Source organism: Bilifractor sp. LCP19S3_H10, assembly GCF_052119185.1.
In the GTDB taxonomy this organism is placed as follows: domain Bacteria; phylum Bacillota; class Clostridia; order Lachnospirales; family Lachnospiraceae; genus Bilifractor.
The window spans coordinates 82,300-93,821 of record NZ_JBQKFT010000006.1; the positions used below are offsets into that span (position 1 = coordinate 82,300).

At 53.4% G+C, this 11,522-nt stretch carries 9 protein-coding genes; all 9 read left to right on the forward strand.

The annotated features are described in order from the left end of the window. Window positions 1–87 precede the first annotated feature (87 nt). The 9 genes from ACTQZS_RS06505 to argH all read left to right on the forward strand — a co-directional run bounded on the left by ACTQZS_RS06505 (window position 88) and on the right by argH (window position 11,456). Window positions 88–831, forward strand: coding sequence for a hypothetical protein (locus ACTQZS_RS06505; protein ID WP_441475101.1), 744 nt, complete (start codon window positions 88–90; stop codon window positions 829–831). Window positions 832–954: 123 nt separating this feature from the next. After that, on the forward strand, window positions 955–2,022 hold the full coding sequence (plsX, locus tag ACTQZS_RS06510) for a phosphate acyltransferase PlsX (RefSeq protein WP_441475102.1): 1,068 nt from the start codon (window positions 955–957) through the stop codon (window positions 2,020–2,022). A gap of 9 nt (window positions 2,023–2,031) precedes the next feature. Continuing rightward, the gene (locus tag ACTQZS_RS06515; protein WP_441475103.1) at window positions 2,032–2,301 is read left to right on the forward strand and encodes an acyl carrier protein; all 270 of its coding nucleotides are present in this window, start codon (window positions 2,032–2,034) and stop codon (window positions 2,299–2,301) included. 224 nt (window positions 2,302–2,525) lie between these two features. Continuing rightward, window positions 2,526–3,269 carry a ribonuclease III gene (gene rnc, locus ACTQZS_RS06520; RefSeq protein WP_441475104.1) on the forward strand — a complete coding sequence of 248 codons (744 nt, stop codon included), beginning with the start codon at window positions 2,526–2,528 and terminating at the stop codon, window positions 3,267–3,269. Continuing rightward, window positions 3,260–6,826 (forward strand): chromosome segregation protein SMC, encoded by a 3,567-nt coding sequence (gene smc / locus ACTQZS_RS06525; RefSeq protein WP_441475105.1) that lies wholly within the window; start codon window positions 3,260–3,262, stop codon window positions 6,824–6,826. The genes rnc and smc overlap by 10 nt, the downstream gene beginning before the upstream one ends. Before the next feature lie 141 nt (window positions 6,827–6,967). Next, entirely contained in the window at window positions 6,968–7,897 is a 930-nt protein-coding gene (ftsY, locus tag ACTQZS_RS06530; RefSeq protein ID WP_441475106.1) for a signal recognition particle-docking protein FtsY, read from the forward strand. 112 nt (window positions 7,898–8,009) lie between these two features. Continuing rightward, window positions 8,010–9,221, forward strand: coding sequence for a threonine ammonia-lyase (gene ilvA / locus ACTQZS_RS06535; protein ID WP_441475187.1), 1,212 nt, complete (start codon window positions 8,010–8,012; stop codon window positions 9,219–9,221). Window positions 9,222–9,298: 77 nt separating this feature from the next. Continuing rightward, entirely contained in the window at window positions 9,299–9,934 is a 636-nt protein-coding gene (locus tag ACTQZS_RS06540) for an epoxyqueuosine reductase QueH (RefSeq protein ID WP_441475107.1), read from the forward strand. A 145-nt stretch (window positions 9,935–10,079) separates the two neighbouring features. Then, complete coding sequence (gene argH, locus ACTQZS_RS06545; RefSeq protein WP_441475108.1) at window positions 10,080–11,456, forward strand: argininosuccinate lyase; 1,377 nt, start codon at window positions 10,080–10,082, stop codon at window positions 11,454–11,456. Window positions 11,457–11,522: the final 66 nt, after the last annotated feature.

An 11,522-nucleotide genomic window follows, 5' to 3' on the forward strand; every position in this document is an offset into this window, starting at 1 on the left:
TTATCGGATACAGGCACCACTGCAGCCGGCGAGCCGGCTCACGAATTTCTTCCGGTAAGAGTTGCGCAATCAAAAGGGGAATACAGTATGAAGGCTCTTAAAATTTCAGGAATACTTGCTGCCGGAATAAGCACGGCGATGCTTCTTGCAGGATGCTCGTTCTCAGGCGGCATGAACCGTTTGGTCGGCACCGTCACAGACACCGGAAAAGAGACGGTTGTCTCGGCTTCCAGTGAAGAGGGCACGCCGGTTCAGGCGCTTTCCTTCAATACAGATGTAGCGGCACCGGCTTTTAAAAGCGATCTTTCCGGCTCAACCGATGTAGCGGTAAACGGAAAAACCACTCTCTCTGCCACAGCATCCGCTTCTGACGGAGGCAAGATTACCTATCAATGGTACTCTAACAACGTAGATTCAAATGGCGGCGGAACGAAGATCCCCGGAGCGACCTCTGCAGACTATACACCCGATACTTCAGAAGGAGGGACCACCTATTACTATGTGGTCGCGATCAATACTGTGAATGGTCAGGTCAACGAGACCACCAGTTCCACCCACAGCGTCACCGTCTGGGCGAATATGTACTGGCAGCGGAATGCGGACAATGGCGGCTATCAGTATCTGAACCATGACGACGGATCCTATCCCAGTAATACCTCGATGGAGATCGATGGCGTCACTTACACCTTCAATGACAGCGGATTCGCGGTGGATCCGGACACCGGCGATTATGTCGATGTGACACAGTTCGGAGAAAATGCTTCTGAAAGCTCATCCTCGAACAGCAGCGCATCCGCAAACGACGCGGTGCAGTCTTCCTCCGCCCAGTAACATTGTACTGTTCCGGCGGGACAGACGGATTGCTGCTCCCCCGCCTCGGGAAGCTGCCGCAGAATAATGAACAGCTGTGAAAACTGCTCAGCTCATATTTTATATAATGGAAGTGAAGAAATCATGAATGAAAAAGTCAGAGTAGTTGTAGATGCCATGGGCGGTGATTATGCTCCGGAGGAGCCCGTGAAGGGGGCTTTGGATGCGCTTCAGGAGGACAGCAGAATCGAGCTCATACTGACCGGTCCGGAGGCCCGCATCCGCTCGGAGCTTTCCAGGTATACCTATGAGGAAAGCCGTGTGAAGGTGGTGGACGCTCCCGAAGTCATTGAAACCGGAGAGCCGCCCGTGAAAGCCATTCAGACCAAAAAGAATTCTTCCCTTGTGGTTGGGCTGAATCTCGTTCACAAGGGCGAAGCAGATGCCTTTGTATCCTCCGGAAGCACCGGAGCCGTCCTTGTCGGCGGCCAGGCAATCGTCAAAAAGATCCGTGGAATTCACCGCGCGCCTCTTGCCCCCCTCCTTCCGACCGCAAATGGCGTATCGCTTCTGATCGACTGCGGTGCCAGCGTAGATGCCAGACCGGCTCACCTGGTACAGTTTGCCGTCATCGGATCCATCTATATGAAGAGTGTTCTGGGTATCCAGAACCCCCGTGTCGGGCTTGTGAACATCGGCGTCGAGGAAGAGAAGGGCAATGCGCTCTGCAAGGAAACCTTCCCTCTTCTCAGAGAATGCAGGGACATAAACTTCATTGGAAACGTTGAGGCTAGAGATATCGCCAAGGGCGTTGCGGATGTCTATGTAACAGAAGCCTTCGTCGGCAATGTCATTCTGAAAATGTACGAGGGCGTCGCGAGCACCCTGCTTCACGAGATTAAGGGCGCGATTTATTCCTCCCCACGAAGCAAGATCGGCGGACTTCTGATCAAACCGGCTCTGAAGGCCACCCTGAAGAAATTCGACGCAACCGCCTACGGCGGCGCACCTCTGCTTGGTTTGAAGGGACTTGTCGTCAAGACACATGGCAGTTCAAAAGCTGTCGAATTCAAAAACACCGTTCTACAGTGCATCCAGTTCAAGGAAGAGGACGTAAACGGGAAGATTCAGGAATTTCTTGCAAAGGAATCCGCCGCGAGAGAGAGCGGGCGTTCAGACGCAGCCGCCTCTGCTGCAGGGAATCCGCAGTGAGGCTGACGAATGGAATTTCAACTGCTTCAACAAATCATCGTGGAGATCCTGCACGTTGATCCGAGAGAGATCACAATGGACACCACCTTCGCAGAGGATCTTGGTGCCGACTCCCTGGATCTGTTTCAGATCGCCGCGCTTACCGATGAAAAATTCGAAATAGAGATCACCGAAGACGAATTTCTAAATATCAAAACAGCTGGAGACCTTGTGAAGCTGATCCGGAATAAAACCAGCAAACCGCCGCGCTCCACAGGCGGGGTATCGCACACTGTATAAGCTGCGGATGGCTCCGCGCTTCGCAAGCGGGGCACCAAAATATGTATCAGCAAGCGTATAAGAAGACTGCTCCCGGTTAACTGTATCCTGTAACCGTCAGCAGTCTTTATGTTACCGGCCGTGTAACGCCTGACAGGCAGCGTTTTTACACTCATACCTGTCAGCTGTCCGCAGACGGCAGCATCCTTACCGCTTCGGCCAGACAGTGCAGAAAGGAAGAGAATATGGAAGAAAAGCTGTCGGAACTGCAGCAGAAAATCGGCTATGACTTTACAGACGTCGGCTGGCTCGAACTGGCACTTCGTCACAGCTCTTATGCGAATGAGCATAACCTCGGGCATGAGGGCTGTAACGAGAGGCTGGAATTCCTCGGAGACGCAGTCCTCGAACTGGTATCAAGTGAATACCTTTATGATCATTATCCACAGCTCCCGGAAGGGCAGCTGACAAAACTGCGGGCGAGTCTCGTATGTGAACCGACACTTGCCTATGACGCGCGCCAGTTCGGGCTTGAGCATTATCTTCTGCTCGGAAAAGGAGAGGACGCAACCGGAGGAAGAAAAAGAGACTCCGTGGTCTCCGATGCCCTTGAGTCCGTCATCGGCGCAATTTTCAAGGATGGAGGCTTTGCACAGGCAAAAGCTTTCATTCTCCGCTTCGTGATGGATGACGTGGAGCACAAGCAGTTGTTTCACGACTCGAAGACTCACCTTCAGGAAATGATTCAGGCCGTTTCCGAAGAGCCGATCCGCTATGAAATCACCGGAGAAAGCGGGCCCGATCACAACAAGAAGTTCACGGCACAGGTATGGCTCGGCGCAAAACTCCTTGGTCAGGGAGATGGTCATTCCAAAAAAGCGGCGGAGCAGCAGGCAGCATATCAGGCAATTATGCGTTTTTCACCGGCTGATATTGAGGCAGGCACGCAGAACGGATCACAGAAGGAAAGAACAAATCCATGTATCTAAAATCAATCGAAATGCAGGGCTTCAAATCCTTTGCACTCAGAACACGGCTGGAATTTCATAATGGTGTCACCGGAATTGTCGGACCGAACGGGTCTGGCAAAAGCAATGTCGGCGATGCGGTCCGCTGGGTTCTCGGAGAACAGAGCGCCAAGTCTCTGCGCGGCGGCAATATGCAGGACGTTATTTTCGCCGGAACGGAAAACCGGAAGCCTGTCGGATTCGCCATGGTCGCCATCACGCTGGATAACGCCGACCGGAAGCTCAATTTTGACGCGGACGAAGTGACGGTCATGAGAAAGCTTTATCGCTCCGGCGAAAGCGAGTATCAGCTCAACGGAAGGAGCTGCAGGCTCCGCGACATCAACGAGCTTTTCTATGACACGGGAATCGGAAAAGAAGGCTATTCCATTATCGGGCAGGGACAGGTCGAGAAGATCCTCAGCGGCAAACCGGAGGAACGCCGAGAGCTCTTCGATGAAGCGGCAGGCATCGTGAAATTCAAGCGGAGAAAAGCAACCGCCCTGAAAAAGCTCGAGGATGAGGAGGCGAATCTTGTCCGCGTCAACGACATCCTCAGTGAGGTCACCCGTCAGATCGGACCTCTGGAGAAGCAGTCCGGAAAGGCCGAGGAATATCTCAGAAAACGTGACAGCCTCAGAACCCTTGACATACAACTGTTTCAGATTGACGAGGGGAGAACCGAGGAGCAGCTTCGGGATCTGAATCAGAACAAACAGATCGCGGAAGAGCATCTTCGCGATCTCAATGCCCGGTTTGAAGAAACCATGCTCGAATATCAGCGAGTCGAGAAAGAGCTGGAAGACCTTGAGTCAAACATCAGCAGTTCCAGAGAAAGCCTGCAGGCAGCCGCGCTGGAAAAGCAGCAGCACGAAGGCCAGATCAACGTTCTCCGCGAACAGATCCGCGCGGCAGAGACCAATCGGAAGCTCCTTCGTGACCGGCTTGCTGCCATTGAAGAAGACAAAGCCTCCCGGATACGCAACGCGGACGAACAGCGGCAGGAACAACAGCAGCTGGCAGAAAAGCTCACAGCAGCCGAAGAGGAGAAGAATGCCCGCGAGCACGACGCGGCCGAAATCGAGGCGGAGATCGCCGGAAAAAATTCCGCCGCAGAACAGAGCCGCAGCGATACCATCGCGCTCCTGAACAACCGGACTACGATCCGGGAACGCCTTCAGCGTTACGACACAATGCTTGAGCAGATCGAGATACGAAAATCCGAGCTTTCATCCCGCATCCTGCAGATGAAGGAAAACGAATCCCGGGAAAAGGAAAATCTCAGAAAATATGAGGAAGAATTTTCCGCAGTCAGCTCCGAGGTCGAAAAATACCGCAAATCGGAAGCGGAAAAGGAAAAGCAGATCATCGCACTCAAGCATCTGCTCGATGAGGAGAACCATCAGCTGGAAACCGGTCAAACCGCCTATCACAGAGAGGCTTCCCGTCTCGAATCTCTCCGGAACATTGCCGAGCGGTACGAGGGATACGGCAACAGCATCAAGCGCGTGATGGAACAGAAAGACAGCAATCCCGGCATTCACGGCGTCGTAGCGGATCTGATCAAGACCGACAAAAAATACGAGACTGCCATTGAAACCGCACTTGGCGGTGCTCTCCAGAATATTGTGACCGACAACGAGAGCACTGCGAAATACCTGATTGAATACCTGAAACGCGGTCACTTTGGAAGAGCCACCTTCCTTCCTCTGACTGCCATGAGAGACGACACCCCCCTCTCTCAGAATATCCAGTCGGTTCTTCGGGAGGATGGAGTCCTCGGCGTCGCCGACACGCTCGTCTCCTGCGATAAAATCTATCAGAGCGTAATCCGCCGTCTCCTTGGCAAAACCGTCGTTGTTGATACCATCGACCATGCGATCGCCGTGAGCCGGCGTCACCGTCAGTCCGTCCGGATGGTCACACTCGAAGGTGAGCTGCTCAGCCCGGGAGGCTCCATGACCGGAGGTTCTTTTAAATACAACAGCAATCTCCTCGGCCGAAGAAGACAGATCAAGGAGCTCGAGAGCAGCGTCCAGTCCCTGAAAAAGGAAATGCAGGAGCTTCAGAAAAAAATCGAGGGACAGCGCGCTCAGAGAAATGACCTGCGCAGCCGCCTCGCGGAAGAGCAGGATGCCCTCCAGAAGCTTCTGATCCGTCAGAACACTGCCCGCGTAAACCGCGACGGCGCAAAGGAAAAGAGTGATTCTCTGAGCGCAGATTTTGGCCGCCTGACGGCAGAGCGCGACGAGATCAACGGCCAGATCGCCGAGATCCGCGAAAAGCGCTCCCTGATCGGCGGCGAACTGGAAAGCTCTCAGAAGGAAGAGGAGAATCTGGAGGATAAGCTCCGGCAGATCACAGATGAATCACAGGCGCTGCGTCAGAAGCAGCAGAATGCTATTGCCGAGAGGGATCAGGCGCGGCTCACATGTTCCAACATCCGCCAGCAGGCTGCCTTCCTCGAAGAAAAACTCCGCACTACAGAATCCGAAATCCGCCGTCTCGACGAGGAGCGGGAAACTCTTCTTCACTCCATTGACGACGGTGAGAGCGACACCGACAGCAAAGAATCAATGATCACGGCAATTCAGAACAAAATAGACGAGCTGACCGGGACAATCTCAGATGCCCGCGAATACGGCGAGTCTCTTCAGACCAGAAAAGAGGAGCTCACCAGAAATCACCGTGAATTTTTCGAAAAACGCGACCGCCTCTCTGCCGAGAAGACCGGGATGGATCAGGAAATCTTCCGTCTCGATTCCCAGATTGAAAAGCTTCGCGAGCAGAAGGAAAATCAGATCAACTATCTGTATGAGGAATATCAGATTACACCCGATCAGGCCGAGGCCGTCCATTTCGACGAAATGCCCGACCGCACCCCCCTGCGCAAGCAGATCACACAGCTGAAATCCGAAATCAAGGCGCTCGGAACCGTAAACGTAAACGCCATAGAGGAATACCGTGAGCTGAAGGAACGCCACGATTTCCTCCAGAGCCAGCACGATGACCTGATTAAGGCCTCCGACGATCTGAAGGGAATCATCCGACAGCTCGATGAAGGCATGCGCAAGCAGTTCAAGGAGCGTTTCGAACAGATCCGGGTGGAATTCAACAAGGTATTTCAGCAGCTCTTCGGCGGCGGCAAGGGAACCCTGGAGCTGACCGATGAGGAGAATATTCTGGAATCCGGCATAACCATTACGTCACAGCCGCCGGGGAAAAAGCTCCAGAACATGATGCAGCTGTCGGGAGGCGAGAAAGCTCTCACCGCAATCGCGCTTCTCTTCGCGATTCAGAACCTGAAGCCGTCCCCCTTCTGTCTGCTGGACGAGATCGAAGCCGCTCTCGACGACAACAACGTAGGGCGCTTCGCCGCGTATCTGCACAAGTTGACAAAAAATACGCAGTTTATTATTATTACTCACAGACGCGGAACCATGGCGGCGGCCGACCGCCTGTATGGAATTACCATGCAGGAAAAGGGCGTATCGGTCCTTGTCTCCGTTGACCTGATCCGCGAGCAGCTCGACAACTGACAGCAGCATTGCGATGAAAAGCAGCTGCTTCCCGGCTCTATCGCAGCTGTATTCTGTTTCTACAACAGCTGTCTCATGTTTCTACAGCGGCCGCATTACGTTTCTGCAGCAGCTGCTTCATGATTTTAAAGGAGAAAAAATATGGCAGGTTTTTTCAGCCGGCTGTTTAAGGGACTGTCCAAAACCCGTGACAGCATGAACGAAAATCTGGACGAGGCTTTCGGATGCTCAGAGATCGACGACGAGTTCTATGAATGTCTGGAGGAAGCCCTTGTCGCAAGCGACATGGGAATCGAAACCACTGAGACGGTCATCGACAATTTGAAGGAAATTGTGTCAGATCTCGATCTCAAAAAGCCGGCGGACTGCAAGAAATACATGGTTGACTGTTTTCGCCAGCAGATGAAGGTGGAAGAAAACGCCTATGAATTTGAAAACCGAAAGTCCGTCATCCTCGTCGTCGGGGTCAACGGCGTCGGCAAGACAACAACCGTCGGCAAGCTTGCCGCCAAACTCCATCATCAGGGCAGAAAAGTCATCATCGCAGCGGCGGATACCTTCCGCGCGGCAGCGATTCCGCAGCTGGAGACCTGGGCGGACCGCGCGAAGGTGGATATCATCACCGGACAGGAGGGCGCAGATCCCGCCTCCGTCGTATACGATGCGGTCGCCGCGGCGAAAGCCCGCAATGCTGATGTTCTGCTGATCGACACGGCGGGACGTCTCCATAATAAGAAGAATCTCATGAACGAGCTTCAGAAGATTTATAAAATTCTCGCCAATTCATACCCGGAGGCATATCTGGAGACCCTGCTGGTTCTTGACGGAACCACCGGCCAGAATGCCATTCTTCAGGCCAAAAGCTTCGCCGAGGTCGCACACATCACAGGTCTTGTCATCACCAAACTCGATGGCACCGCGAAGGGCGGCATCGCTGTCGCCGTGCAGTCCGAGCTTCAGATCCCGGTTAAATATATAGGAGTTGGAGAGCAGCTTGACGACCTGCAGAAGTTCGATCCGGATTCGTATGTAAACGCACTCTTCGAATCCAATCCTGAAAACGCACAATGACAAGAAAGCCGGGACAGAAGTGCGTATCCTGACGCGGATCCCCTTCCTCCCTGAAAAAGCACAATGACAGTTCCCACACCGCAGAAAGGAAAACAAGATGAGTGAGAAAGAAATGCTTACACTGAACGCCTTTGAAGAAGCCTCAGAGATCGTAAAGAGGGTCACCTCTGACACCAAGCTGGTATACAGCGAATACTTCACCAATCAGACCGGAAACCGCTGCTATCTGAAGCCGGAGAACATGCAGGTAACCGGCGCATACAAGATCCGCGGTGCCTATTATAAGATCAGCACGATGAGTGAGGAGGACCGTCAGAAGGGTCTCATCACGGCATCCGCGGGCAACCACGCACAGGGAGTCGCGTACGCCGCAAAAGCCTACGGCTGCAAGGCTGTCATTGTCATGCCGACAACGACACCCCTGATCAAGGTAGAGCGGACAAAGAGCTACGGCGCGGAGGTTGTTCTCTACGGAGATGTCTATGACGATGCCTGCAAGAAGGCTCTTCAGCTCGCTGCGGAAAACGGCTACACCTTCATCCATCCCTTTGATGATCTGACCGTCGCAACCGGCCAGGGCACCATCGCCATGGAAATCATCAAGGAGCTCCCAGTTGTCGATACCATCCTGGTACCCATCGGAGGAGGCGGTCTCGCGACCGGCGTTTCTACCCTCGCCAAGCTTCTGAATCCGAAGATCCACGTCATCGGTGTGGAACCGGCAGGTGCGAACTGCATGCAGGTATCCCTGAAAAACGGCAAGGTCACCGAGCTCCCGAGTGTGAACACAATTGCGGACGGCACTGCCGTAAAACGTCCCGGCGAAAAGATTTTCCCATATATCCAGAAGAACATCGATGAAATCATCACCATTCCGGATGAGGAGCTCGTGGTGGCATTCCTCGACATGGTGGAAAATCACAAGATGATTGTTGAAAACTCCGGTCTTCTCACCGTAGCTGCCCTCAAGCATCTGAAACCGGAAAATAAGCGCGTCGTAGCAGTCATGAGCGGCGGCAACATGGATGTCATCACCATGTCCTCCGTCGTTCAGAACGGTCTGATCGCGCGAGACAGAATCTTCACCGTCTCTGTCCTTCTGCCGGACCGTCCGGGAGAGCTTGTACGGGTGTCCACCGTCATCGCTCAGAATCGGGGCAATGTCATCAAGCTGGAGCACAATCAGTTCTACAGCACTAACCGCAACGCAGCGGTTGAACTCCGGATTACAATGGAGGCCTTCGGAACCGACCACAAGAATCAGATCCTCAAGGCGCTTGAAGAGGCGGGATTCAACCCGAAGGAGAAACACACAAGTCTCTGATTCCTCTGATATTATTAAAGCACTACAGGAATCCTTCCGGCATCCACCCGGATCAGCGGAATCATCGATCAGAAAACATGAATCAGAAAATCAACTATCAGAAAGAAATGGAAAAGATTCTGGCAGAGCTGGAAGCGGAAGGCCGTACGCCGCGCCTTCTGCTTCACAGCTGCTGTGCCCCCTGCAGCAGCTATGTGCTGGAATACCTGTCACCGTATTTTTTTATCACAGACTTCTACTACAATCCAAATATAGCTCCGGCGGATGAGTACCGGAAACGTGTCAGCGAGATGCAGCGCCTGATCCGTGAGATGCCTCTGCCGCATCCCGTGGAATTCGAGGAAGGTGTCTACGACCCTGACCGTTTCTACGAGATGGCAAGGGGTAAGGAAGATATCCCCGAGGGCGGGGAACGCTGCTTTGCATGCTTTGAGATGCGTCTGCGCGAGGCGGCACAGGAGGCTCTCCGCCTGCATATGGATTACTTCACCACCTCTCTGTCGATCAGTCCGCTGAAGGACGCGCAGAAGCTCAATGAGATCGGCATTCGGCTCGGAGAAGAGTACGGCGTTCCCTATCTGGTTTCCGACTTTAAGAAAAAGAACGGATTCCGCCGCTCCACCGAACTTTCCAGAGAATATCATCTCTACCGCCAGAACTACTGCGGCTGCGTTTATTCAAGAAGGCAGGCGGAAAGGGAAGGCAGAGTATAGCAGAAGATATTGTTTTTATCGTCAGCCGCCGGGTGCCTTGATCTCAGATCTCAGCAATCCGACGATTTCGTTTTTCAGCGTCAGCAACCCGATGGTCTTGTTTTTCAATATCAGATCTTTTCAGTATCAGAAAGGGAAATTCACTATGGCACAGCTCTGGGGCGGACGGTTCACCAAAGAAACCGACAAACTCGTATACAACTTTAACGCGTCAATCAGCTTTGATCAGAAATTCTACCGGCAGGACATCCGCGGCAGCCTTGCACATGTGCGGATGCTCGCAAAGCAGGGAATCCTCACTGAACAGGAGAGGGATCAGATCATCGACGGATTGAACGGCATCCTGAGGGATGTCGAGAACGGCACTCTCAGCATTACCGACGAGTATGAAGATATCCACAGCTTTGTCGAGGCGAATCTCATCGACCGGATCGGCGATGTGGGCAAAAAGCTCCACACCGGAAGAAGCCGGAACGACCAGGTTGCTCTGGATATGAAGCTTTATGTGCGGGACGAAATTGACGAGCTTGATCCGATCCTGAAGAAGCTTCTTCTTGTGATCGAGCGGATCATGGAGGAGAACACGGAAACCTATATGCCCGGCTTCACCCATCTGCAGAAAGCGCAGCCGGTTACTCTCGCACATCACTTCGGCGCATATTTCGAAATGTTCCGCCGCGACAGAAGCCGCCTCGCCGATATCCGCAGAAGAATGAACACATGCCCGCTCGGAGCAGGTGCCCTCGCCGGCACCACCTACCCGCTTGACCGTGCGTACACCGCCCAGCTGCTTGACTTTGACGAGCCCACCGCCAACAGCATGGATTCCGTATCGGACCGTGACTATATCATCGAGCTTCTTTCCGCCCTTTCCACCATTCAGATGCATCTGTCCCGTTTCAGTGAAGAGATTTGCATCTGGAACTCAAACGAATACCGTTTTGTGGAAATCGATGACGCATACAGTACCGGAAGCTCGATCATGCCTCAGAAGAAGAACCCAGACATCGCCGAGCTCGTAAGGGGTAAAACCGGACGTGTCTACGGCGCGCTGATGCAGATGCTGACAAGCATGAAGGGCCTGCCTCTTGCCTACAATAAGGACATGCAGGAGGATAAGGAGCTCACCTTTGATGCCATCGACACCGTAAAGGGCTGCGTGGTCCTCTTCACCGGCATGCTTGACACCATGAAATTCCGAAAAGACATTATGGAGCAGTCCGCAAAGCACGGCTTCACCAACGCCACCGATGTCGCGGATTATCTGGTCCGCAAGGGAATTCCGTTCCGCGACGCACATGGAATCACCGGCCGTCTTGTCCTCGACTGCCTGGACAGAGGCTGCTCCCTGGATGATCTTCCACTCGAAGAGTTCCGCAGATATTCTCCGGTCATCGATAGCGACATCTACGAAGCCATCAGCATGAAAACCTGCGTGGAGCGCAGAAACACCACCGGTGCCCCCGGACCCGAAGCCATCCGCGCGGAGATCGAACGGAACCGGAAGTACCTCTCCGCCTGATAAAATCAACTTTTTGCGGGATACCGGTTGCATTACCGGAAAAAAAGGAATAGAATACGTGAAAAC